The organism is Acidobacterium sp. FHG110202_01 (assembly GCF_059115305.1).
Map to the genome: position 1 here is coordinate 36,977 of NZ_JBZYWJ010000011.1, position 25,803 is coordinate 62,779.

Sequence of the window (25,803 nt, forward strand, 5' to 3'; positions counted from 1 at the left end):
CAACGAATCGTACTTCTCATTGCGGGGTTATATGATGAACGATCCTTTTGCCAGAAGCGCAGCCACCAACTCAGTGCGCGCCGGCTATGCCGGACAATATAACTCGTTTGCCGGCGTTAACATCACACGGCAGGACAAGTTCCGGGCCCGTGAACAACGACGCTGGGGCGACTGCGCCTACTGGGAGATTCCTTCTCCTGTGCTTTGGCTTGAGGAACCTCTTGTGCTGTCGCCCTTCGATGACACTCTGTTCGTTGCGCCAGGCTTCGTGGATATCTGGGCGTAGCAGGGTTTGAGCGATTCATGCTTCATCAAAGAAGAGGCAACCTATGTATCATGCGGAACTCGAACTGGAAGCAGAACTCAACAGGCTGATGAAGGTGCTCGATCGGAGCAACCTCGAATCGGAAGCGGAGATGTACTCGCCGTCTGCTACCGGGCCGATCTTTGATCTGGCATGCACTGGTTGTGCAGGCGGGCAATGCATCCCCTGCCAAAGTGGCCTGTGTGTCGCATGTCCGATTCACGGCGGGGCATGTCGCAGTGCCTTATTCGACGCAGTTGTCGAAGCGATCAAGCTGGCCCGCAGCACTGCTGACAAAGTTGATGCGGCCGTCGCAGTCCCAGCGGCTGCGCGAGGCAAAGAAGCGAAAGAAACGGCACGCCTCTACAACTTCTTTTTCTGTCACGATCCTTCGCGCTTCATTTCATGGGCCGGCGGACCTTCCGGCGCAACAGTCTCAGCGCGGCTCCGCGCGGTTGCCAATGAGCTGAATGGAGGGCGGAGAATTCTGTTCGAATGCCGGCCCGATGGCGGCTGCAACGCTTTCACGATACCCGGAGTACACTCCACCGTGTTTCTGTGCCCACCCTTCTGGGCCACCCAGGGCCTGCCAGGACTGCCTGAAGTGAACCGCCGCGCTGGAACCATCATCCATGAGATGCTGCACAACCTCTACGATCTGGACGACGCCAGGCGGTTCAACAATCCTGCTCAACCGACGCCGAGAAGATTTGATGCGCATTGCTACGAGGTCTTTGTTTTGCGGGCCAATGGCTATGGAGGAGATCCGACAGACGTCCAGGCATGCGGGCAGGCGCCTTGCGAGGTGGTATGAACGGGTAGTTGTGTCCATAAACGTGCCGGCGAGATGAACATGAAGCCCAGCCGCGCCATCATCTTCGCGCGTTCGCATCATTCGACGTTCTTGTCAGAGCTGAATGAATTTCTGCGTTTTCCAAGCGTAAGCTCTGAACCGAAGCGCGCGCGTGATGTGGAGGCCTGTGCGACATGGCTTGCCCGGCACCTCCAGAAGATTGGATTGCGTCGTGTTCGCCTCATTCGTACGCAGGGCCATCCGCTTGTTTATGCATCCTGGCGACGCGACAGCCAGGCTCCGACGCTTCTGATCTACGGGCACTATGACGTGGTGCCTGCCGAGCCGCTGGCGCAATGGAAGACGCCGCCCTTCAAGCCCACCGTCAAGGACCAGGACCTGTACGCGCGAGGCGCCTGTGATGACAAGGGCCAGCTCTTCTGCCATGTGAAAGCTCTGGAGTGCTTCCTGCGGACGCATCGCGCCCTTCCTTTGAACGTGAAGTGCATTTTCGAGGGAGAAGAGGAGGTCGGCAGCCGAAACCTTCTGCCCTTTGTTGAGCGGCACAAAGAAGCGTTGCGTGCGGACGCGGCTGTTATCTCCGACACAAAGATGCAGGGCCGAAGCCAGCCCGCCATCAGCTATGCGCAGAGGGGTGGATTGCGCGCCGAATTGGAAGTTCGCGGACCGGAACAAGAGCTGCATTCGGGCAGCTTTGGAGGCGCTGTTCTTAATCCCGTTCAGGCTCTGTGCGAACTCATTGCCAGACTCCATGACGAACAAGGGCGAATCGCCATTCCCGGATTTTATGATGACGTGCGCGAATGGAGCGACACGGAGCGCCAATACATGGATCGAGTGGGACCCACGGACCAGAAGATCCTCAAAGAAGCTCGCGCGGCACGCGGCTGGGGCGAGCGCGGGTACACAGCTTATGAGCGCACCACGATAAGACCTGCACTGACGCTGAACGGCATTTCCGGGGGGCACGCCGGCAGGGGAGTGAAAGGGGTGATTCCCGCGAGGGCTATCGCGAAGTTAAGCTTTCGCCTGGTGCCTGATCAGGACCCCGGGAAGATAGCCAGACTTTTCCGCGAGCACATTGCGCGGATTTCATCCAATGCTGTGCAATGTTCGGTGCGCCTGGGTGCCCCGACGCTGCCGGTATTAATTGAGCGCGAGCATCCGGCGCTGCGAACAGCCGCTGCTGCATACAGGAAGGTCTTCAGCAATGCGCCGGTTTTTCTGCGTTCCGGAGGATCGATCCCGGTTGCGAGTGCATTTCAACAGGTTCTTGGCATCCCGGTGGTGCTTATGGGCTTCGGTCTTCCCGATGATCGCATTCACGGGCCGAATGAAAAATTTCATCTTCCTAACTTCCATCGCGGCATTGAGACGTCAATCTGGTACATGGCTCTTGCAGCGCAAACTCTGGGGCGCAGAGACGTCATGCGGCCTGCTGTAGCGAGCGAGTGGATCACATGATTATTGACGCTCATTGCCACGCAGGAAAGGGTGATCTGATGACGGCGCCCTGGAACACAGATGCTCCACTGACTGGATACTTGCGCCGCGCCCGTGCCGCGGGCATCGCCAGGACGATCCTGATGCCGGCATTTCACACCGACAACTGGCATGCGAACAAACAAGTGGCGCAGCTCATCGCTCTTCATCCTTCGCGCTTTATTGGCTTTGCTTTCGTGCATGCGAAGCGCGATGCGGGACGAGTCTTCCGCATGGTCAGGCATGCAGTGAGGCAATGGGGCTTTCGCGGAATCAAGGTGCACGGCTATGAAGCAATGCCGACGCGTGAGATATGCGAAACCGCAAAAATGCTGGCACTCCCCATCCTGGTGGATGTTGCCAGTCGTGCTGAGGTGGTGGATATGTTCGCGCCACAATACCCGACTGTCAACTTCATCATTGCTCACCTGGGGAGCTTCACCGATAGCTGGAAGGCACATGAGCAGGTCATTCACCAACTGGTGCGTTATCCAAATGTCTATGCCGACACTTCAGGCGTTCGGCAATTCGATTATCTGGTCCGCGCGGTTCGGGTTGCGGGAGCGCGTAAGCTGCTGTTTGGTTCGGACGGCCCCTGGCTTCATCCGGGACTCGAGCTGCACAAAGTCAGGCTGTTAGGTCTGAGTCCGCGAGACGAGAGGTTGGTGCTGGGTGGGAATGCTTTGCGTTTGTTGCGCAATGCAGGTCGCAGCCTTAATCTCAAAGCTCGCGCGGGAGTAGCGGCTAAATACGGTTCTACTGAGATCAATGCAGATTCGTCTGGTGAATTCCATAGCGAGCCTGTTGATGCGGAAGCCGAATACAGGTTATAAACAGGCTGCTTTTTCTTATCAGCGATGATGTGGCAGCGGGTGATGCTCTTTGCCGATAATGCCAAGCTGTGCAACCATTGCGGCGCGCGAGCACACACCCAGTTTGGCGAAAATTCGCCGCAGATGGGTGCAAACGGTCCAGGCGCTGATGTTGAGCACATCCGCTATCACCTTATTAGGGTGACCCTGGGCAACCATTCTGACGATTTCCTGTTCCCGCGGACTCAATTGGACGCGGCTATTCGCCGGTCGTGGCATACGAATCACCAGATATCGCACGCCGTCCACTTCTGTATCAACCAGAATCTGTTCCGTCGTCCCGTCGCTGGTTGTGCAACTCTCCAGATCTGAATATTCACTGCTCTCCAGAAGCGATACCAGACCGCGCATCGCTTCTTGCAGGCGCGACGGTTCGGCTCCCGGCACACTTTCCAGTTGCAATGAAGTCGTGCACGTGCGCATGCCAATATTCCCTTTCTTCACAAAATGGGAAGAGAGTGCGGAGTAGGATCCGCAACCATTCGTTTTCGAGGTCGGATTTCCAGGATATTCCGGCCTTGCATCCTGAGTGACAACAACTTCTAGGGAAACTGGGAGGAGGTGAGTTGGGTAGTATCGTATTTTGGTCTGCTTCGGAGCTGTAGTCACTTTTTCAAGCGACACTCAAACGAGTTGGAAAGCAGCCTATCGCATGATAGTGCCAAATCGTGAATCACGTTACATGGAATTACAGTGTGGATTGTTTTTTCTTTGTTAACTTAAGTGCGAGTAAAACAACATTCGGCACAGATTGTTATTGCCACGTTATGAGGCCGCGGGATGCCTGCTCGGTTGCTTCGATGAAGCCGCGGATTCGAACAACTGGTCAAAATTTCGGCGGTTCGATCTAATTCCTGCGCAATTGGTTTTCCCAGGTTGTTGATACTACCTTGGCGGTGAATCTCAAGATGACGATGATTTAAGTACAATCGAAGAGCGCAAATTTCTATTACAAGTCACATGAAATGAAAATGTTACGACCTTGATGGGTGGCTCCCAAATGCTGACGTCAAACCGATAGAAAAATAATTTCAGATTGTCGGGGAAGAATTGCAGAGCTGGCCACTCTATTAGTTAGTGAATAGATGGATCGTCTCCACAACGCAAAGCCGCTAACCCAACAATTTGTCGTTCAGCACGATGAATTGTTAGAGCAATACTACGAACGCCTGCAGGGTTGGGCTCTGCATCTCACCCGCGGTGACGTTGGCAAGGCGCAGGACATCGTCCACGAGCTGTGCCTCTATATAACGCTAAGCACACCCGATCTTAGTGCAGTTCGCAACCTCGACGGATATCTCTATACAAGCCTGCGGCACATTTACTTGTCAGACCTTGCCCGCTCTTCTCGCGAGACGCTCCTGTCTTTTGATCCAAGCGATCTGGATTCTATTGAGCTGGTATTTCGATCACAGAAGTCCGGAGATCCACTGCAAGAACAAAATGACTTGAGACGAATCTGTGCTTATATGGTTTGGCGTAAAACGCGTGCCAAAAGCGCCAGCTATTTCATCCTTCGATTCTTCCATGGATATTACCGCAGGGAAGTAAGCACAATTGCCGGGGTTCCACTCTCGACGATCGATCCGAAATTGAATGAGGTTCGATCGGAGGTGCAGCTTTATCTTTCCGAACCCGAAAAATTGCGGTTTATGAACCGCGATTTCCCTCCCATGCCACGCCTCTGTTGGACGGCTCTCTCATCCATCGAGGTGTTTGCTGAATTGCGCGAGATGATTCTAGCCGCGCGCGAGGGGGATTGTTTGCCGGAAGAGGTGTTGCTGGCGCATTATTCACCTCCCAAGCCATCGGCCCTCTCGGGTCCACTGCTTTCCCACATTGTGAGTTGTGAGAGATGCCTGTCTTTGGTTGATCAGTATTTTAGAAGGCCAACGCTCAAAGATCGTGAACCGCTCGATTGCCTTCATTTCGATTCTACGAGCCATAGCAGCAGCGGTCAGGGAGAGGCCATATTGAACCGCGAGGCTAGGTTCCAATCGGTCCGCAGACATTACAGAGAGATTTTTGAACATTGTCCACGCAAATTGTTCATTGCCGTAGATGGAAAAATCGTTGCATCGAGCGAAGTGCGATCGGGACGCAGCGCCCTTTCAGCCCGAGTAGAGCGGATGAAAGAGGAAGGCTTTGTTGAGGTGTTCAGTGCTCCAGGCGTGCGGCTTGCTCTTTTGTCGTTGACGGATATTCCCGCGAGTGGCGCTCCCCGTGAGACGCTGCGCATTGCGCTGAGTGACAATCGCTGGCTTGATCTGACTATAACTTCGGATGGTCATTGGTTGGATAGCGAGGTCGTGTATTTCGACCCGGTGTTGGCAACTGAATTCTCAAAGGCGATGGAAGAATCATCGCAGGCTGACACTGACTATGCTTCGCACCTGAAGTGCTGGTTTTGCAAAACAATTCAATTCTTCGAGTTCAACCGTGTTACGCAATTCGGCTGGGTGACTGCGGGCCTGGTATTTGCCGCTTGCCTGCTGGCTTTTTATTTTCTGCACCCGCCACGTCAAGTGTCTGCGCCTGAATTGCTGCATCTCGCGACCGTATCCGAGACCAACTCTTTCAAATCAGTAATGGAACCTGTCGTGGTGCAAAAGATTCATGTCCGTTTAGGGAACAAGTCTCTCGCTCGCACGATTTATAAAGACATTGCACGACATCGCGTTGCGAGCCGGAACGTGATGAACGGATCCAGACAGGATCAAATAGAAGCGGCTTATTCGAGATCATCCCTCGATTGGAATTCGCTGCTGGATGCGGAAACCTATCAACGCTGGAGGGCTGATCGCGCCGTTGTAGAAGATAAGGTGTATCCCCGGGGAAAAGATGAGCTTGTTCTGGATACCACCTTTTCCAGAGGGCCTGTAGTTGAGGCATCTCTGACGGTTCGAGTTCCTGACTATCACGTCATTGCTGAGAGCTTGCATTTTGAAGATCAAAGCGTGATGGAGATTGCAGAGGTTTCATACGACGTTGTTCCTTTTGCTTCTGCTCCCGCAGGCGTCTTTGGGGAACGAGCAGGCTTGCCGGCTCTAAGACTTCCGGCCAGGACTGCTCTGAGGTTCATGCGGCCAAGCAATGCCGAATTAGTCAAAGCTGAAGTTACAGCAGAAAGTGTGCTCCACGGACTCGATGCCGATCTCGGTGAACAGATCAATATCAGTACGGATGATGAGAAACGGGCCGTCCTCATCAAAGGAGTTGTTTCGGATGACCCCCGAAAAGAGCAACTGGTGTTGGCTTTACATAATATTCCGCACACACAGGTGAAAATTCTGACTGTTGAGGAGGCCTTGCAGGTAGCATCGCCTTCGGAGACTGGCAACGTATCTGCCAAAACCCCTTCAGCGATTCAAATGATGGCAAGTGCTCCGCCACTGCTGGAGTCTGAGCTTAATTCTCATTTCCCTGACAAGGACCAAAGAATAGCGTATGTAAATCAGACGCTGTCTCTGGTCCAATTGGCTTCTGGCCGGGCCTGGGCCTTGAATCATCTTGCCGATCGACATTCAGCCCAGGAGGTCGCAACGCTTGACGTGGAGTCCAGGCGCCAACTGAACATTCTGCTTACTGACCATATATCGGCTCTGCGTGAAGATATAAGCTCTCTCCAAAATCGGCTGGCTGAAATCTTGCCTGATGCTTCCAATACGCCGGCTGCAAATACCTCGGTCATGGAATCGGAGCGCAGCGAAGGTTCGGATTCATCCACGGAGTTTTCTCAGGACTGGAAGGGCAGAATCCACCGCATTCACTCTTCGACAGAAGCCATGCATGAAGCGGTTGCCGCTCTTTTGACCAGCTCCCAGCCTGGTGACCAGGGAAATGCGAGCGCTATCGAGGTGAATCTGCGCACATCTCTGACGCAATTGCAGACAGAACTGCAGGTGCTCGATCAAAAGGTACACAAATCAAATTCAAAATGAGGTGCACGATTGTAATGAGGCCAGCAATCAAGTCTTTTTGTCTGCAGGTGCTTTGCGCAGCAGCGGTATTGGTAAGTTTCGCACCTTCCGCCCTGGCGCAGGAGTCTTCTGCCCAGATAACTGGTTTTGTGACGGACTCTTCAGGAGCCGCAATACCTGATGCGAGCGCCCTTATCGCCAGCCAGGATACCGGTGCGACGCGGCAAGTGAAGACGAATTCCTCAGGAGAGTTTATTGCGCCTGCGCTTGAGCCCGGGCATTACCGGATCACGATTGAGTCTTCCGGCTTCGAACCCTTTGTCGCGCAAGGAGTCACTCTAGCTGTCGGCGAAAAGAAAAGTCTGAGATTTTCCATGACGGTGGGCGCCAGCAAACAGACAGTGACTGTCTCTGGAGAATCCGCGCTCATCAACACAACCTCAGGAGATGTCAGCGAGGTCATCAACCAGCAGTCGATTACAGAGCTGCCTCTCAATGGAAGAGATCCATCGAGTCTGATCTTCTTGAGCGCCGGAATCACAAACGTACTCCAATCTCCAGCGGGTTTAGCTCCGGGCGGCACGGCGATTCCTACCGAAATCAATGCTTCAGCCGGAGGCGGACGCCAGGGAAGCACATTTTTTTTGTTAGACGGCTCTCCGAACATGGATACCTATATGCCTGAGACGGCTCCATTTCCTAACGCAGACGCGACCGAGCAGTTCCGTGTGAGCACGAACTTCGATGCTCAGTATGGATATGCGCCCGGTGCAGTTGTGAGCATTAAGACCAGATCAGGCACCAATGAATTTCACGGAGGCGTGTTTGAATTTTTGCGGAATGATGCTCTGAACGCAAAGGATTACTTTGCCAAAACTGTGGATACTCTGAAACGAAACCAATTTGGCGGATATGTCGGTGGTCCTGTTGTGAAGGACAAGTTGTTTTTCTTCGCTAACTATCAAGCAACGCGGCAACACTATGCGGCTCAGTACAACCAGCAATCCACTCCAACACAAGCGATGCTCAACGGAGACTTTAGCGCAGTTGCCGCTGCCCTTCCGGCAGGGGAGACGTTGAGTACTACTCCCTATACCAACCAGCCGAACTTGTTTACCACGGTTAATGGGAAGCCGGGCCAGATCAATCCTGTGTATTTTTCACCGGCTGCAGTAAAGATTGCGACGACGGCATTACCTCTAGGACAAAATCCCGCAACGGGACAGGTCAACTACGCAAGCCCCGTACAAATTCAGAACTATGACGAAGGCACAGGGCGACTGGATTACACCCTCAACGACAATCACAGGTTATTCTTGCGTAGCTTTACGCTTTGGGAAGAGCAGCCGGCGGCATCGGTCAATGGCAATCTGATGGCAATTCAAGATGCCCAGCAGGGTCGTGACTACAACATTGTGCTGGGGCATGATTGGATCATCAATAGATCTACGGTGAACGAAGCTAGCATTTTCTGGACAGAGGATTATGTTGCTTCCTATGCAGAGCCGAAGGATATCAATGGCAATCAGGTGTGCATGTCAAAATATATTGCTGTCAATGACATTCCTGGCCACTGTTACCTTGAGGGACTGTCCACCAGCGGTTTCGGTTCTGGATATAACGCGCTTCAGGTAGAAAACCGGCATTCATATGGTTTGAATGAGGCTCTTACCAAAACAATAGGGCTGCACACGCTCAGCTTTGGCGGTAACGTTTGGAAGCAGTTCGCACAGGAGAATGCTGATTATCCGGCTGCGCCAATTACAGGGTTCAGTAACTACACTGGCTTCGGCTTGGCAGATTTTCTCCTTGGGTATGTAAATCAATTCACACAGGGTGGAGGAGAAATCGCCAGCGTCAAGGGATGGCAAGTTGGTCTCTTTGCGCAAGATCAATATCGTGTTTTGCCGAATCTTACCGTGACGGCCGGCTTGCGTTGGGATCCAAACCTTCCGCCTTCCACTCCCGGTGAGGGACGGGGAGCCGCATTTCGTCCAGGCCAGCAGAGCCAGAGATTTCCCAATGCGCCTGTGGGTCTGGTCTTTCCGGGAGACCAGGGTGTGAATGCCGCCCTTATGCCAACGAGCTATGGCTACTTTCAACCGCGGGTCGGATTCAGTTGGCAGCCTGAGAGCTTGCCGAACACGGCCATTCGCGGAGCTTTTGGAATGTTTACAGGGCCGCTTCCGTATTCGACGTACAATCACACCGCCGACATCGCGCCGTTCAGTCCTGTATATAACATGAACGCCGCGCCGGGTGCTGGATATACCATTCCGTTCGACAGTCCCTGGTCAACCTTTGCGACAACAAATTACACGACTCCGTTTCCGCCATTTGCATCGACGGGTTACGAGCCTCCGAGCAATTCACCGTTTCTCTTGCCAGTAAGCATTGAGGCTGCATTTGCCAACAACTTTCGCGCTTTAATGACCCAAAGCTGGGATTTGGCAGTCGATCAGCAGCTTTCAAAAGATGTGGCCCTTCATATCGCATATGTAGGGAAGGAGTCATATCATTTGGCCACAATTCTCGATCTGAATCCCGGATTCTATTCTCCTAACCCCGCATTGAACGCACAGCGTCTGCGATATCCGGACTTCAACCAAATCGATGAAGAAACAAGCTTGGGAACCTCTCCGTACCACTCTTTGCAGGTGGGGCTGGAGAAGAGCTTCTCGCACGGCTTCCAGGCCCGTTCGAACTTTACCTGGTCCAGGGTGATCGACCTGTCGGCCACCGGCAACCTGGCCGTTCAAGGTGGACTGCCGAATCCATTTGATATTCGATACAACAGGGGAGTTTCGTTACTCAATGTTCCTCTGGCTTCGACCACATATTTCGTATATACGGTCCCATCTCTGGAGGGATCGAATGCATTCATGCGGAATACGCTGGGTGGATGGGAGATAAGCGCAATCATTGAGGCTCACAGTGGCTCACCCTTCGGCATCTGCGGATGTGGAAATGGTTCAAACGCTTCCGGATCACTGCAATATGGAGACCGTGCAGATGTGGTTCCTGGTGTATCGCCTGACGTACACCAGGGCAGCAAGCAGCACTGGTTGAGCCACTACATCAATCCCGGCGCCTTTGTCACCAATGCGCCCGGCACTTTTGGAGATTCGGGAAGAAACCCCTTTATCTCGCCTGCGATTATCTCGACCGATGCAGCACTGATGAAGAATTGGACGTTCAAAGACCGGTATGGAATCCAATTCCGTTGGGAGATGTTCAACGCTTTCAACCATCCGAGCTTCGGCATTCCTAACACGGACCCCACCTCAGCCCAGTTTGGGCAAATCAACGCCAGAGGACCTATCGATCCTCGCGTGATGCAGGCTGCTCTTAAGCTGAAGTTTTAGTAAGAACGTCGCTGCTCTAATCGATTTGCAGTTGTATTGTGCACGATTAGAGCAGCGGACCAATCTCGCGATAAGACAAGTTTGTGATTGTGCCATCATCATGATGGCATCTCTGCGAGCTCATGACAAAGACTCTGGTGCAAGGGAATCGATGAAGAATTCCAGAAACATCCTTACACGTCGTGAACTGTTGGTGGGTGGTTTGAAGAGCATGATCGTTACGTGCACGTTGCCGCACTTGTCGGCGATGGGTCTTGAGCCCGGCTCAACTCTGCGTGCAGTAAACATCATGAACTTCATCCGGGCAGAAGAGCCACGGCAAAAGATGGACCTGTTCCAACCTGTACAGGAGCAAATGCGCCTGATTAAAGAACATAAGTTGCCTGCAACATGGCTTCTTCAATACGACGCCCTTGTGGAGGGGCCGTTTGTTGAGTTCCTCAAATCAGAGATGCCTTCTGATCACGAAGTAGGCATTTGGTTTGAGATGAACCGGAAAATCTGCGATGATGCCGCGATTGCCTGGCGCGGTAACCCACGCTGGGAATGGGATTACCATGTCCCTGTAGCGTATGCGATTGGCTATACGTCAGATGAACGGCGGAAGCTCGCTGATACTGCTATGTCAACCTTCCGGCGCATATTTGGCCGGGATGCAAAATCGATTGCGTCCTGGAACCTGGATGCGGTTACAGTTGCACATTTTTCTGACAACTATCATGTGGACGCATTTGGAAACTGCCGTGATCAGCTGGCTACGGATGGGTTCACAATTTGGGGTGCGCCGATTGCAGCCTATTATCCAAGCCGAAAGAATGCATGGAGTCCAGCTTTAGAGGCAAAGAACCAAATCTCTACCCCGATGTTCCGATTGTTAGGCCAGGATCCGGTCTATTACTACGATAAGGCCCTTCCATATCCGGACACCATGGAGCCGGTGTGGCCATCGGGGCAGTCAGAAATTTTTGTTGATCGATTTCTCGAAATGATAGCGAAGACGTCAAGCATGCAATGCGCATATGCTCAGCTTGGGCAGGAAAATAGTTTTGGATGGGCGCAAATGAGCGAGGCCTATCCCATGCAAATGGCTAAACTCTCGCAGGCTCGGAACAAGGATTTGACTGTCGAAACAATGGGTGAGACCGGTCGCCGCTTTAAGCGTGCGTTTAGGGAAACGCCAGTACAGGCGCAGATCATGCTGCAGGATCCGTTTGGTAAAACCAATGACCCTGAGCGAACGGTGTGGTATCAGAGCAAATTTTTACGTGCCAATCTGCATTTTCGCGGCAATGAGTTTTATCTGCGGGATTTGCATGTCTACAGCGATGGCTATGCTGAGCCGTATCTCATTCAGACTGCGCGGCAGCATGGAATCCAACAGCGCATGCTGGCTGTGTTGGATGGCTACCACTGGAGCGATGAGGCTGTGCTATCGGGACATGGTGGGCGACGAGCAATGGCACGATTTGGAATCACTGATAAAAATGGCGTCTTCACTCCATTCACGATGGCTGGGCAGCCAAACGTTCATCAGACAGACTCATCTTTACAGGCGACAGTCTCTTTGGCGGGAGGCGGAGAGTTGACAGTTCTATTCCGTGAGAAGTTTATCGAGTTCAGTTTTTCAGGGAATGGAAATCACGATACACAACAAGCCCTGCTCTTTGCGTGGACCGACGACCGTTCAACCCTTGTGGAAGTGACACCCGATCAATTGAAGTATCAGTTCAACGGGTTCGACTATACAGTACGCATAATGAATGGCATTGCAGCCAAAACAGCAGATGGAGTGAAGATCGTTACTCGAAGGAACCCTCTGCGTCTGACGCTGGCGCAGTGAGTCTTTGCCCTGCCAGATGCGAGACGCCAGGTAGAAGTAGAAGCTTTACGCCATCGATTCCCCTTTGAGCCGGATGTGATCGTTTTCGTGCACCGCGATACGTATCTCTTCGGGCAAGTAATCTGTAGTCGGAGCTAATGCATGTTTCGAAGAGATTTCCTTCGCCTGGCCTCATTTACTGCAGGCGCTATTCCCTTTTCTAAAGCAGACCAGTTGATCTCAGCCACAACAGGATGGACGGGCGCGGGAAATGAACAGTCATACGCAGACACCGAACTTTTCAAAGTCTTCCAGAATCCACCGAATGCTTACTGTCCTATGGTGCGGTGGTGGTGGAACGGGGACAGAGTGTCATCGGATGAGGTTATCAGAGAGCTTGATGTACTGATGCGTGCCGGAATCGGCGGAGTTGAAATCAATCCTATAAAGTTTCCCGCAGAAGCCGATCCGCTCCATACAAAGGCGCTCACCTGGATGAGCGACGAATGGATTTCAGTCCTCAAAGTCGCTGTGCAAGGCTGCAAGGAAAGAGGAATGACGTGCGACATGATCGTCGGTTCCGGCTGGCCTTATGGCGGCGAGTTTCTGCGCAGGCAAGACCAGACTCAGATGATAGCCCTTGGAACTCGGGAGTTCTCAGGCCCGCAGCATATACGTCTTACATCTTCTGAGTTATTGGCGGATGTAAGTCCGCGATTCGTTTCTCCGTACAAGGATTCACTGAAAGAACTTTTCGCACTCACATTGGTGCCATATGAGTTGAATGGAGTTGAGGCTGCGATTCCGGTAAAAGAAAGCCGGGAAACAAACGTCATAGAATTCGACGTCCCCCCAGGCCGGCACGTCCTCTATTTTCTGGTGAAACTTACAGGCTTCATGGCAGTCATCAATGGAGCTCCCGGAGCCAGCGGTCCGGTCTTGAATCACTACAATGCCCAGTCCGTTGCTCAGTATCTGGATCGCATTTCAGAGCGGCTCGTCGCCACACTTGGCCCTTTGGGGCAACATTTTCGAGCATTCTTCACAGACAGTATTGAACTGGAAGGGGCGAACTGGTGTGATGACATGCTCACAGAGTTTCAACGCAGGCGAGGATATGATTTAGCGCCGTATCTTTCATTCGTATTGTTCAAGATTGGCGAGATGGGAAATGCGGTCAATGAATCTTATGGGGCTGAATTCTCATCCGATTTCGCAAAGCAAGTTCAGCTTGTTCGCTATGACTTTGAAATTACGAAGCACGAATTGTTTCAAGAAAGGTTTGTTTCTACCTTTGTTGATTGGTGCCATCGAGAAGGTGTGAAGTCTCGCATGCAGGCTTATGGCATGGATTGTGATCCGATCGTGGCTGGCATGATGATCGATATTCCTGAATGTGAGACCTGGATACGATCTGAGCAGGTGCAGGAGTTCGGCAGCGGCGGTTACACTCAGGGCCGCAGCTACACCATGATCAACAAGTTTGTATCTTCGGCTGCTCATCTGGCGGGTAAACGGCTCATCAGCTGTGAGGAGATGACGAATACGGATGACCCATTTCACGCTTCACTTGATCGGATCAAGGTTGCTGGCGATCAGAGTATGCTATCGGGAGTGAACCAGTCCGTATTACATGGTTTCAACTACAGCCCGCCTACTGCGCCATTTCCCGGATGGGTTCGATATGGTACGTATTTCAGCGAGCGCAACACGTGGTGGCCTTATTTCAATCGATGGACAAACTACAAAGCCCGCCTGTCAGCTCTTTTTCAACACGCAGAGATGCAGGCGGACATCGCAATTCTTCCTCCTTGGGCAGACCTTGCATCCAGATACGGATTTCAGCGAGATCCGTTTCCTAGAATCGCTTATCCCGACTATCTCTACAAGATTTGGGAGGTGGTCCACCAAAATGGAAGTGGATGCGACTACATCTCGGAAGAGATCATCGCGAAATCTGCTGTTAAAGACGGCCGGCTCACCTTTGCCGACAGGTCTTATAAGGCTATTCTCATCCCAGCCGCTGAATCAATTCGGACTACAACCGCCAGGCAGTTGCAATTGTTTGTGGAATCAGGCGGAACAGTGATCTTCATTGACTCCATTCCACATTGTGCGCCGGGACTTACCGATCAGGCTGCAAACAGCAATGCGGTTCTCAAGATCATCACGGCAATGCGGGAGGCCCATCCAGATCGTACACCCTTGGTGCCCGTCAATGAGCACGACATAGTGAGCTGGTATCGCGATCTACAGGCTCGTTATGCGCTAAAACCAGATGTACTTATAAGTGCGCCAACGGATTTCATCAGTCAGATTCATTACCGTAATAGAGCACAGGAGATATTTTTCTTCACCAACTATGGACCGGAGAAGCTTCATACGTTTGAAGCTTCATTCAACACGGGCAATAAAGAAGCATGGTTGTGGGACGTGGAGTCCGGCGCTCGGATGCCTTACCCGACTGCTGTGAAAAGAAATGTGCTCCGTATTTCATTGGGACCATCGGAGTCAAAGCTGATTGTCTTTGAATCTCCTGCCAGATCGGATGATGAGAATAACCTTACGCAGCATGTATTTGGCTACAGAGAAGCTCCAAGCTCATCTGCTTACAAACAGATCATCTCAGGGCCATGGGATGTAAAGCTTGAGCATGTGGACGGAACAGAGAGAAACATTGTTTTGCAGGACTTGGTGGATTTCAATGAACGCGAAGATCTGAAGTCATTTGCAGGCACAATTACCTACAGCAAACAAATTCACATTGATAAACCTCGAAAGACTGTATGGCTGAACCTTGGTTATCTCCATGCGGTTTCGGAGCTTCAAATAAATAGTCATTCATTAGGAATTCGCTGGTATGGCAACCATCAATATGATCTCTCCGAGAAGATAGTTCCTGGGGAGAACAACATATCAATCAAAATAGTTACGACCCTGGGTAATTACATGAAGACCTTGCAAAATAATTCCACTGCGAGAGCATGGACATCCGACACACCCTTTTATCCATTGGGACTAATTCCTCCAATATCTTTAGTGACGAGTGAATGATTGGATTCCATCAGTCTGAAGTTTCCACCCGGCAGCCGCACGATCCGCGAATGATAAATTCTGTGGGTAGAACTACCTTACGCGGAGGCGCCGCTTGCTTCTTGCTGATAATTCGTTCAAATAAATTCTGTGCTGCCCGTAATCCCAGCTCGCTGGTCGGTTGACGGACAACTGTAATGCCAGGGGGGATCATTTCCGCTAAATCAAAGTCGTCGAAAGAAATGAAGGCAACATCCTTTGGAATACGCTTTTTTAATACTTTTAAGCTACGCAGAACACGAATGGAGCATACCCAGTTGAGGCTCAGGATTGCATCCGCAGGTGCGGTTCCAGAAAGAAACTCGGAAAGCTGCTCAGGCACCAACTGATCTTCATGCTGAACCAGGAGCTCAAATGGTTCCGCACCGGCAGCTCTCATCGCAGCGCGGTATCCTGCAATGCGCTCACTGCAGGTGTACAGGTAAGGACGGGCCCCCACAGCAAGAATCCGGCGATACCGATGTTTGAGCAAATGTTCTGTCGCTTCACGGGCTGCCTTGCGATTTGTAACAGTGATGGTGTCGACATCCGCACCTCGGACAGGCTCATCAAAAACCACCACAGGGACCTGAGCTGCTATAAACGATTTCAGATTATTCTTCCCGCTGCTCGCCGCAATCAGTATGATGCCATCGATCTGGCGCCTCGCCATAACCCGGAGTTCTGACTCCTCAAGGCCAACATCACCGCTGGAGCTGGCCAGGATGACGACATAGCCATGTGCGCGCGCTACATCCTGAATTGCACGGATTGCGGTTGCCGTGAAAGGATCAGCGAGATTCGGTGCAATCATGGCAATGGTCGCCGACCGTTTTGATTTCAGTCCCCGAGCAAGCTCGTTCGGTTGATATCCCAGGCGCGTCATTGCCTCGCGAACGCGTGCTGCCGTATCCGGACGGAGTTCAGGGGAGTCGTTAAGGACCCGGGAGGCTGTCTTGAGCGAGACACCAGCTTCTTTCGCCACATCAGCTAGGGTCACAGCGCCTTGTTTTCTTATCACTTTGTATTCCTTATGGACTGCGCAATATCAGGCACTGCTCGCAATGCCAAAGATTCCAGACTTCTGCCCTTTGTTTCTGGATAGAACAGAAGAATTACAAAGAACTGAAGAATCATCAACAATGCCAGGCCATGAAAGACTTTTCCACCAAAGCGATATGTAATCGCCGGAAAAACACCGACCACAAAAGCATTAGTGATCCAATGCACAGTAGTTCCGAGGCTCTGCCCTCGCGCACGCGTAGAGACAGGAAAAAGTTCGCTCAAGTAGACCCAGATCAGAGGACCCTGGGAAAAACTGAAGCAGGCTTCATAGCAGGCAAGAACAATGACAACAGCCGATGCCGGCCAGCCCTGGCAGTGAATGGCTGGAAGCAGAAATAAACAAATACTCATCCCGGCGGTTCCCGCAAGCAAAAGGGGCTTGCGCCCGATCTTATCGAGCAGACCCACAGCCGGAACGGTTACGCAAAGGCTGAGAATCGAAAGCGCGAGCGCATCCGCGCGCCCATTCAGCCGTCCGGAACCAAGATCTTTAAAGACATCCAGGATGTAATACAGGAGGGCATTGACTCCAGTAAGTTGGTTAAACACGGCTATGCTGACTGCAAGAACAACAGGACGAATTGACTGATGTGAGAAAAACGATACCTGTTCAGGCTCCTTTGCAGCATCGGCAATCGCGGCGGCATCAGAGTCGATCTGCTCGGAGCCCAGCTGTTCCAAGGAGCACTGGACCTCTGTGAACCGGCCTCGGATAGCCAGCCAGCGCGGGCTCTCCACTGAGCCCAACAAGCATATTTCAGCGAACAGAGCAGGAGCTATGCCGCCAATCAACAAGAGGCGCCATGCATCCTCTGAGGTAGTAAAAGTGGAGAGGAGATATCCTGCCAGAAATCCGGCTACAACGCCGATGCTCAGACTTATCTGAAAAGACCCAACAATCCGCCCGCGCAGCCTGGAGGGAGAGACCTCGGCCAGATACATCGGAGCCACAACCGAGATAAGCCCTATGGCTATTCCACATAGAAAGCGAGATGCGGCGAACTGCCTGAAGCCACTTGCAGAAGCTGCTGTAATCGCCGCAACCAGGTATAAGAATCCTGCAATGGATAATGTTATTTGTCGGCCCAGCGCATCCGACAAAAATCCGGCGGTCAGAGAGCCGGCGATTGTGCCAAGCAGAGCAGCAGAAACTGCCGCACCAAAGGCGGCGGGAGAAAGATCAAAACAAATTCTTATGCTCGGCGCCGCGCCAGCCATTGCACCGATGTCATAGCCGAACAGCAAGCCGAAAAGCGAGCCCGCACTAATTGTCAGGATCAACCGTCGGTTCATGAATGGAATGCTGAAATCTTAGCAGGCTCCGACTTCGGCTCTTCAGTGGTTTTCGATCATGTGTCCTGGAAAGAAAGAGTGCAAATTACGCACCCTTTCAAGAGGCAAGCTTGTCAGAACAGAATCTTCAATGACAATTGAACCTGGCGCGGACTGTTCGCTGTCGAATTGCCAACAGTTCCATAGCCCGTATAAGCGCCTGGCTGACTCTCCGGTATGCCGGCAACTCGCTGAACAGGGGAGTTCGGATTGTTGATGTTGGGGCCATTGAAGATCGGCGTATTGGTCATATTAAATGCCTCAATTCTGAATTGTGCCCGGGCTCTTTCAGTAAAGGGAAACTGCTTCTGCAACGCGACCTGCGTTTGCTCCGCCCATGGCGCATGTACCGCGGCGGTGTACGGCCCAGCCGTGATCGCCGTGTATTCGGGAAAGCCAGTAAAGCAGCCAGGGTTGGAGTTATTCAGATAGCTGCCCCAGCTCTTGTGAGCCGGCCGTATGTTAAATGCACCGCATGTATAGAGGTAGTTATTCGGATAATTAATCGGAGTCCCGCTCTGGTTATTGACGACCCAATCCACCTGCCAGTTATTGACCAGGGCTCCAACAACACCGTGTGCGTCGTTGGCAATCAATCCCCCTGGGCCGATCGGAAGCTTATAAACTCCCGCGAAGCTGAAGAGGAACGGACGATCGCTGGAGTCAATACCATAATAAGGGCCGGAGTCGGTCAGCAATCCATTATTCAGCAGGCCTGTAGCGCTGAGGAGTTTCGACCACGTGAACGCGGCTGTGAAGTTGAGGCCATTGCTGAGCAATCCGGTGCCGCTGAAACGTTTTTCAGCTTTAGCGATCAATGAGTGGTAATTGCTGTAGCCCCATGGAGTGTTCCATTCAAATACTTCCGGACCGGACGAGCTGTCATACTGCGGATACGGCACCATCATTTCCCGCACTGGAACTGTTGGGTGCGAGCCAAGATATGCGGTCTTGGGAATGAGTGGATTGCCATAGAATGGATTCGCAATCATTTGGTCAAGATATGCGTGATTCTGGTTGCCTTGGGCGAACTGCCCGGGCGTCAGGTGAGCCTGTTGACTGCCTGCTCGCAAATCTTCTGTGTGTGCACCTACATATTCAAGATCCCAGACGATCCCTCCATTGATCTCGCCCTGAAATCCAAAAGAGAACTGATGAGTATAAGGAATCTTGCGGTACCAGCTGTCATACCAGATTCCATCACCATCGCCGGATGCAAGTCCCTGAGAATCTCCTGGTGGTGTGCTGTAGCCGCTGGGGAATGGATTCGCGTTTCTGAAATCTGCATTAGGAGTGAGCCCGTCGTCCAGTGATGCCGTATAGCTGGTCGTGGTATCCCAGGTGGATGTGCCTCCCAGTTCGAATCCAAGCGCGCGGAACACACCCCAGCCGCCACGCATCACTAGGTTCTTGGTCAAGCTCAACGATGCCCCGAACTTCGGCAGCAGGATTCCCCACGTATTTTGATAGGGGGAGCGATCCTTCTGGAACATCAGTCCTCCTACGATGGGATTGGCGAACGCAGCTCCGTTAGGAAGTGTCACGGATGGCATGCTGCCGCTGATCGGATTGGTGCATGTCAGGCACATGCCTGCCTGCAGGCGTCCCCAGCGATCTACAGGCGAGGTCTCATTCTCGTAGCGCAGGCCAATATTCAAAGCCAGCCTGTGGTTGACTTTCCAGTCATCCTGAATAAAAACGCCATAGGCCTTATAGGATTCATATGTCGGATAGTTATACTCAACACCTCCGGACGCCGGATAGCCCAGCAGAATATCTGCGAGGCTCGATCCATCGTTGTTCCCCACCTTGGGATTCTGCTGCGTAAATGCAGGACCAAAGGTAAAGGTCCCATTTGCGTTACGGATGCCGTTGGCCACATCGTGATACCACGAGATCTCTCCGCCGTAATGCAGAGTTGTGGGCCCGATAACGTGTGTTATCGAAGGAGCTGCATTGTAGGTTTCGAAGATCGATGGGCTGATAATATTTCCGACAAAATTGGGCAATGCCTTGTCGCTGCTGTTATCGCCAGTAAACTGAATCTCCGGTAAATAACGTTTATCGGTGGTTGGAAGCTGCGGCATGCTAAGCCCAATGCTGTCGACCGTCGCGTTGCTGACGCCTGCTGCCTCGGCCCCGTCATAACTTATGTTGTAGGCGCGGTTATAGGAGAGGCGCACATCGGCAAACAGATTCGGTCCGAATGTATGGGTTACGTCGAAGACCGGTGTTAGCGAAGACTGAGAATAGTTGTAATTGTTATTTCCACCAGCGTTCGTGCCCGCAGCGCCCGGGAAACCGGATTGGTTCAGAAATTGCGTGCCTGCCCACCAGGCATACATTCCATAGATGCGTGTTTTGTCGCCAAAGTTATGATCGACACGGGCAATGGCCTGGTTGTAGCTGTTTCTGCCCGGAGCATTGACGACATAGTTGTTGGTATATCCTGGCCGATTCGCGAGCGGCAAAAGCTTAAGCAGGTTCACTCCGACGGAGCTGATGCGGTTCGATGGGATCACATTTCCAGCGAACTGCTGACGCGTATAGTTCTGGCATGGATTTTGCCCGGGAACAGCACAGGTTGTTGTCAAAGGATCGTAGATGTTGGTTTTGCCAGTGCCCTGAAGATAGCTGTCGAGATGGACGCTCCCGTCAGCCCCCGGCAGAAGATCAGGAGTAATCGTGGTTGTAGTAACACTGTTCGGCGTAATTTCCCTCCAGCCCTCATAACTGAAGAAGAAGAATGTACTTTTGCGGAGTCCGATGACGGGACCGCCTAACGTTCCTCCGAATTGATGCTGGTTGTGAAACGGCTTGGGCTGACCTGCCTGGTTGAGAGCATAGGTATTGGCGTCCAATGCTGAATTCCGCCAGAACTCATAGAGTGTTCCGTGAAATTCAGGTGTGCCGCTCTTGAGGATCGTATTTACAGTGCCGCCGTTTGTGCGCCCGTACTGCGCATCGTAAGTGTTGGTCATCACCTTGAATTCCTCTACAGCGTCGACGCTCGGAGAGATGTTCCAGGTGCCGGAGGCAGCGCCGTTCTGCTGCGAAACGGGAGCGCCATTCAAAGAAAACTGGTTGTAATTTCCCCAATTTCCATTAATGGAGTAACTGTTGCTTTCATTTAGTTCGCTGGCAGCATTGCCCGGGTTCGGAGCTTTAACTCCGGGTGTGAGTGAGACCAGGGAATAGACCTGCCGGCCGTTAAGCGGAAGGTTCTGCACTTGTTCAGGAGCCACGACCGATCCGCCGGATGCATCGGTTGTGTTCAACTGTGCCGTCTGCGCAGAAACTGAGACCGTTTCTGTGACTGAGCCCACATCCAGCACAAACGGCAGATTGACCTTTCCCGCAACATCAATTCTGATACCTTGCTGCTCGATCTTCTTAAAGCCCTGAGCGGAGGCCGATACCTTGTAGACTCCTGGTTGTACCAGTGGAATCGTAAAGTTGCCGTCAGGCGCAGTCTTCGTGCTATAGGTCTGCTGCGGCCCGACTGCCACGACAATGGCATTAGGAATAATGTTGCCGCTGGAATCCGTAACCTGTCCAGTAATAATTCCACGGAACTCTTGGGCATGCAGGCTGGGCATCGTGCAAGCGAAGATAATGAAGGCCCAGAGCAGGCTATGATGGTTACGTTTCCACAATGATCGAAAATGAATGATTTTTAAATTGCGTTTCACTGTTTTCCTCACAATGAAGCAGTTGCCCGCAGCCGGGAGTATTAGAGGTGAGGGCTTGCGAGTCAGGGGTTTATCTAGGTGATGACATCGCTGTCATCTTTTGATCGGGTCGAAATGTATGCCTTCAATGACATCGTTGTCAAGAATGATTTCTTCACCGTATACTGCTCACTGTTTCCTATTCAGATACGAGTTCAGAAAACGACTGGAAATGTCAGTGGATTGGTAGATCGGAAGGCAACACTCCCGGAGATTCAGGCAAACCTATCGATATAAAACAGTTCTCAGGAGCTAAGAATCCTAATGATGAAAGTGCTCATTTCTGCCGTACTGTTCCTTTCCGCGACTTGCTCTCTGCTGGCGGAACAACTCACCGACTACGTCAATCCATTCCTGGGCACAGCACCGCTCACAAATCCGGCAGACATAGGCTTCACTCCTCCTTGGCGGGTCTGGGCGGGGCTGACCTTTCCCGGGGCATCTGTGCCAAATGCCATGGTTCAACTCAGCCCAATCACTAGGTTCGGCAGCGGCGCTGGTTATGAATATGAGAACTCTGTGATCTACGCCTTTGCGCATACAAATAAAGGCCACTGGAATCTGTGCAACATTCCAGTTCTTCCAATAAGCGGCAAAGTAGATCCCGATGATTTTGGTTCGACCTTTACTCACAAAAGGGAATCGGCTCACCCTGGCTATTATCAGGTTTACTTGGAGCGCTATCACATCAATGCCGAACTCACCTCGACGTTAAGAACCGGCTACCATCGCTACACTTTCGATGACAATAGCCAGCCCAAGGAACTGATTGTCAATCTTCCGGTTTCAAACGAGCGAATTCGTGATTGGGATATCAAACAGGAAGGAGATCACGCCTTCAGCGGATATCAGACCGCGAGTGAAAAGGTCTTCTTCTACGCCATCTCGAATTACCAGATCAAGCAGATTGAGCGCCTGAAAGGGAGCCACAACGAATTACCAGTCGTCGATTTTGCCGATGGCACCGCGCCCGTAGAAATCAAGATAGGTCTTTCGTTTGTCAGCACAGAAAACGCCAAACTGAATCTTGAAAAAGAGCTTTCGGGAAAGAGTTTTGAGTCTGTAAAGACTCAGGCATCGGCTGAGTGGGAGACACTTCTATCGAAGATCAAAGTTTCAGGCGGCACTGAACGCGAGAAGATGCTTTTTTATTCCTGCCTGTACCGTTCCTTTCTCTGGCCGGCGCTCAGGAGCGATGTGAATGGCGAATATACAGACGTAAAGGGAGCAGTTGTCAAAGCGGATTTCCAGTACTACACGCTTCCATCACTCTGGGATGACTATCGGAATAAATTAGTTCTGCTCGGCATGCTTTCCCCCCAGGTAACTACAGATGTCATCCGCTCCTTGATCGACCGAGGCGACAAGACAGGCTTCATACCAACGTTCTTTCACGGTGACCATGCTGCTGTCTTCATTGCCGGGTCTTATCTGCGCGGATTGCGCGACTACGATATTCGAGACGCATATCGATTATTGCTGCGCAACGCCACTATTGAAGGAGGCACGAGACCTTATATTTCCGAGTACATCCAGAAGGGATATATTTCTACTCCCGATATAGCCAACCCCAACGTAGAGACAAAAGCGAAGGCCGGTGTTACTAAAACGCTCGAATACGCTTATGACGATTACGCGGTTGCCCAGCTGGCTAAAGAGCTCAATGATACTTCCAACTATGAAGCATTGATGAAGCGCTCTAAGAATTATAAGAATGTATTCGATCCATCTACCGGGTTGATGCGAGGCCGCCTGGAGAATGGCGAATGGGTAAAGAATTTCAACCCTGAATACCCTTATTACGAATACATGTACCGGGAAGCGAATGCGTGGCAGTCATCCTTCTTTGCGCCGCATGACACCGAAGGGCTCATCGGTCTGTACAAAAGCAAGGCAGACTTTGAGAAGCAATTGGACCGGCTCTTTTCCATTCCCTGGAACCCGAACTACATTGCCGAAAACATCAATAGCTTCATTGGCCAATATACTCAGTCAAACCAGCCGGATCATGGCTTTGCCTACCTTGATTACTTCGTCGGCAAGCAGCCCAAATCCCAGGCCATCCTGAACACGATCATGAACAAGTTCTATGGGATGGGCGACGATGGTCTGGCCCTGTGCGGGATGGACGATGCCGGAGAAATGTCTTCGTGGTATGTCTTCAATGCCATCGGACTCTACACATATTCGCCGGCAGATCCCGAATATATCGTTACCGTGCCTTTATTTGAGAAGGTAACCTTCGCGATGCCTCATGCCAAGGCATTTACGATTATGCGAAAGGGAGCCGGGCTTCAAATTACAGACATCAGCTATGGCGGAAGGAAGATCCCCGGATATTTCATTACGCACAAAGACCTCCTGAACGGAGAGGATCTGGTGATTTCAGTGAAATAGTGAATCATAGGCAGACGCGGAGAGTGATGCTTTTATGGATAAGAGATCGGACTGGATGGCGTGCGCTGCGATCTGCGGTGTCTCAACCGGGGCGCTCAAGCGGCCAACAGCATTAAGCTTTGATTAAATAATCCCTGTTGTATATATAGATCGATTGACTGGGGAATGTTTGACTCAATCGCACGACGGCGTTGATAATCAAAGCATCAAAGTACGTGTGCCGCGATAGTTATTCGCATTCGCTGGTTATTCGATCAACCACATTATTCCTCGCGGTGTAGTGCGATTTATAGTTACGGTCGCAATAAAATAAAAAAATTAGGACACTGATGTAGCGGTTGTTCCATCAGGTCATTTCAGCCTTCATTTCGCTCAAGGCGCGATGACTCCCCGCGCATTACTCCACAAAAAGCTCGACTCTTTAAGTTTTCTGCCGGACAAATACGGGAGCACCGGATGCAGTCGACCCAAAGCGCTGCTTATGCAGCGCAACGGAAAATTCCCTCGCTTGATGGCGTGCGGGCGATCTCTTTTCTCATCGTTTTCGTGGCTCATGCAGGGCTTGATCACTATATCCCAGGGGCCTTTGGGCTCTACGTGTTCTTCATTCTGAGCGGATATCTGATCACAACGCTTCTTATCCGCGAAGATGAGAAGTTCCATTCGATTTCCATTCCACTTTTCTATGCACGACGGACGCTCCGCATTTTTCCGCCGATGTATGCGGTGCTCTTCGCAGCGCTGGTCTATCTCTGGTCGACCAGCCAGCTTGCCGGCATAACGGTGCATGGCGCGGTGTCGCAGGCTCTGTATTTCTCGAACTACGACAATCTTCTCTTTCATGGAGTACCGCCGGGAATTATCCCGGGTCTCGGGCCGCTCTGGTCGCTCGCGGTCGAGGAACACTTCTATCTGTTGTTTCCGGCGTTTGTAGTGCTGATGCTTTATCGTTTCCGGCTCACGTACAAGCGAATGACAATCGCGCTGCTCATGATTTGTCTTGCTGACCTGGTGTGGAGAGTGATCGTGGTCACGCACTTTTCCACGCTGCTTCCGCATGGAGTAGCCATGAGCTGGGCCGAGCACGGGAGCGACACACGGGCCGATTCGCTCCTTTTCGGATGTGCGCTTGCATTCTTCGAGCAGACAGAATTATGTGCGCGCGTCTTCGAGGAACGCAGGCTGAAGCGCGTGATTGTTCCGTGCTGCATTTTTGTTCTCCTGCTTACGTTTGCTGTTCGCGGCGAGCTGTTCCGGTCGACGCTTCGCTACACGCTGCAAGGACTGGCGCTGGCGCCGCTGCTCTATTACGTCGTGCATTATCCGGCGACTCTGGTCGGCAGGGGTCTGAACACCCGTCTCCTCTCATGGATGGGAGTAAGATCATATGCTCTATATCTGATTCACTACATGGTGTTGACACAGATCGAGAGCCACCTTCCAGGCTGGGGCATCCCTTTGCGTGCTTCGGTCGGCCTCGCAATTTCGATTGTGCTCGCCGAAATTGTCCATTTCCTCATTGAGGCGCCTACAGAGAACCTCCGCGCCCGCCTGAAGCGGAAGAGCACTTCCGCTCCAAGACCGGCGCAGGAATTCCCGTTGGAGCCAGCCGTCGAGGTTGAATCCTGAA

14 protein-coding genes are annotated in these 25,803 nt (G+C 52.0%); 10 read left to right on the forward strand and 4 right to left on the reverse strand.

Going from position 1 to position 25,803, the window contains the following annotated elements; all coding sequences use genetic code 11:
- Positions 1–31 precede the first annotated feature (31 nt).
- The 4 genes from AC5S16_RS20990 to AC5S16_RS21005 are packed head-to-tail and all read left to right on the forward strand — an operon-like array spanning position 32 to position 3,433.
- Positions 32–286 (forward strand): hypothetical protein, encoded by a 255-nt coding sequence (locus tag AC5S16_RS20990; RefSeq protein WP_493932074.1) that lies wholly within the window; start codon positions 32–34, stop codon positions 284–286.
- Between the two features lie 43 nt (positions 287–329).
- Entirely contained in the window at positions 330–1,118 is a 789-nt protein-coding gene (locus AC5S16_RS20995) for a M35 family metallo-endopeptidase (RefSeq protein WP_493932075.1), read from the forward strand.
- A 39-nt stretch (positions 1,119–1,157) separates the two neighbouring features.
- Complete coding sequence (locus AC5S16_RS21000) at positions 1,158–2,582, forward strand: dipeptidase (RefSeq protein ID WP_493932076.1); 1,425 nt, start codon at positions 1,158–1,160, stop codon at positions 2,580–2,582.
- A complete protein-coding gene (locus AC5S16_RS21005) occupies positions 2,579–3,433 on the forward strand; it encodes an amidohydrolase family protein (protein WP_493932077.1) in 855 nt (284 codons plus the stop codon). Before AC5S16_RS21000 ends, AC5S16_RS21005 begins: the two co-directional genes overlap by 4 nt.
- Before the next feature lie 18 nt (positions 3,434–3,451).
- Here the strand turns inward: AC5S16_RS21005 and AC5S16_RS21010 are convergent, their stop codons facing one another.
- Complete coding sequence (locus AC5S16_RS21010; RefSeq protein WP_493932078.1) at positions 3,452–3,895, reverse strand: response regulator transcription factor; 444 nt, start codon at positions 3,893–3,895, stop codon at positions 3,452–3,454.
- Positions 3,896–4,557: 662 nt separating this feature from the next.
- Here AC5S16_RS21010 and AC5S16_RS21015 point away from each other — a divergent pair.
- The 4 genes from AC5S16_RS21015 (at position 4,558) to AC5S16_RS21030 (ending at position 15,630) form a co-directional block, all read left to right on the forward strand.
- Positions 4,558–7,413, forward strand: coding sequence for an RNA polymerase sigma factor (locus tag AC5S16_RS21015; RefSeq protein WP_493932079.1), 2,856 nt, complete (start codon positions 4,558–4,560; stop codon positions 7,411–7,413).
- A 68-nt stretch (positions 7,414–7,481) separates the two neighbouring features.
- Entirely contained in the window at positions 7,482–10,757 is a 3,276-nt protein-coding gene (locus AC5S16_RS21020; protein WP_493932080.1) for a TonB-dependent receptor, read from the forward strand.
- A gap of 151 nt (positions 10,758–10,908) precedes the next feature.
- Positions 10,909–12,597 carry a hypothetical protein gene (locus AC5S16_RS21025; RefSeq protein ID WP_493932081.1) on the forward strand — a complete coding sequence of 563 codons (1,689 nt, stop codon included), beginning with the start codon at positions 10,909–10,911 and terminating at the stop codon, positions 12,595–12,597.
- A gap of 141 nt (positions 12,598–12,738) precedes the next feature.
- Entirely contained in the window at positions 12,739–15,630 is a 2,892-nt protein-coding gene (locus tag AC5S16_RS21030; RefSeq protein ID WP_493932082.1) for a glycosyl hydrolase, read from the forward strand.
- A gap of 10 nt (positions 15,631–15,640) precedes the next feature.
- On the opposite strand, the gene AC5S16_RS21035 is transcribed toward AC5S16_RS21030, so the two are convergent.
- The 3 genes from AC5S16_RS21035 to AC5S16_RS21045 form a co-directional block, all read right to left on the reverse strand.
- A complete protein-coding gene (locus AC5S16_RS21035) occupies positions 15,641–16,669 on the reverse strand; it encodes a LacI family DNA-binding transcriptional regulator (protein WP_493932083.1) in 1,029 nt (342 codons plus the stop codon).
- Positions 16,666–18,006, reverse strand: coding sequence for a sugar porter family MFS transporter (locus AC5S16_RS21040; protein ID WP_493932084.1), 1,341 nt, complete (start codon positions 18,004–18,006; stop codon positions 16,666–16,668). Before AC5S16_RS21040 ends, AC5S16_RS21035 begins: the two co-directional genes overlap by 4 nt.
- 113 nt (positions 18,007–18,119) lie before the next feature.
- Positions 18,120–21,737, reverse strand: a complete 3,618-nt coding sequence (locus tag AC5S16_RS21045) for a TonB-dependent receptor domain-containing protein (protein ID WP_493932085.1) — start codon at positions 21,735–21,737, stop codon at positions 18,120–18,122.
- A gap of 303 nt (positions 21,738–22,040) precedes the next feature.
- Between AC5S16_RS21045 and AC5S16_RS21050 the strand changes: the two genes are divergently transcribed.
- Complete coding sequence (locus AC5S16_RS21050; RefSeq protein ID WP_493932086.1) at positions 22,041–24,173, forward strand: GH92 family glycosyl hydrolase; 2,133 nt, start codon at positions 22,041–22,043, stop codon at positions 24,171–24,173.
- A 456-nt stretch (positions 24,174–24,629) separates the two neighbouring features.
- Positions 24,630–25,802: an acyltransferase family protein gene (locus AC5S16_RS21055; protein WP_493932087.1), complete on the forward strand. Its 1,173-nt coding sequence runs from the start codon at positions 24,630–24,632 to the stop codon at positions 25,800–25,802.
- The last annotated feature ends 1 nt before the right edge of the window (position 25,803 follow it).